This is a genomic window from Colwellia sp. BRX10-1 (assembly GCF_014077545.1).
Taxonomy (GTDB): domain Bacteria; phylum Pseudomonadota; class Gammaproteobacteria; order Enterobacterales; family Alteromonadaceae; genus Colwellia_A.
Genome location: NZ_JACGWC010000089.1, coordinates 1 through 682, shown reverse-complemented (window position 1 = coordinate 682; position 682 = coordinate 1). Strand labels below are relative to the sequence as shown.

General features: G+C 31.5%; 1 protein-coding gene. It reads left to right on the top strand.

Translation table 11 applies throughout. The features are described from left to right. Window positions 1-31: 31 nt before the first annotated feature. On the top strand, window positions 32-673 hold the full coding sequence (locus tag H4J75_RS19665) for a DUF3885 domain-containing protein (RefSeq protein ID WP_182223063.1): 642 nt from the start codon (window positions 32-34) through the stop codon (window positions 671-673). Window positions 674-682: the final 9 nt, after the last annotated feature.

Below are 682 nucleotides of genomic sequence, written 5' to 3'. Positions count from 1 at the left end.
GGCGTTATATTCACTAAGTTAGCAGAAAGCTATGAATCAATATTTTGAAGAACACTTTTCAGGATTAAAATTACAAAAACCTCTTTTTTATAATTGGCCTATCGGCTTAAGGTTTGAGATTGGACCTGATGAAATTGAATTATGGAAAGATTCTGAACGTGAAACTATCAATGAAAAATATTTTGAAGTTTCTCTGGCTCGTGCAGTATCAATTTTTGAAGCTGTCTTTGGTAAAGATGATGACATTGAAATAATATATCAACAATATTCTGATGGTCGTAAGAAAATCAGAAAAGGTAACTTCATCTTTAAACAAATAAATACTGCAAAAATCAGCCAAGTTAAAAGCGCAGATGTCCGTAACATCTATGAGCTAGATTATAAATCTGAGTGTTGGAAAAGGCTAAATATACCAAACTTAACTGTCGATGATATTAACTATAAAAATATTTTGCTGTCATTAATTCATACTGATTTTGGTTGTAGAAAACCGTCAATGTGGGGTGAATGCTTCATTATAAACAAGACTAAGAGTATTATTTTAAATCTATATGACGATCGTGGAATGGATGTAATAAGCTCAAATAGAGAAGCGCTCATTCCATTATATCAATCACATAACGAATGGCTGTTAAACTATGATCGTGAAAGAATGGATTTGGTGTTCTCGTGAATATAACAA

Bases quoted from the DNA above. Each gene is read 5' to 3' on its own strand.
- H4J75_RS19665 (WP_182223063.1), top strand. From the start codon at position 32: ATGAATCAATATTTTGAAGAACACTTTTCAGGATTAAAATTACAAAAA.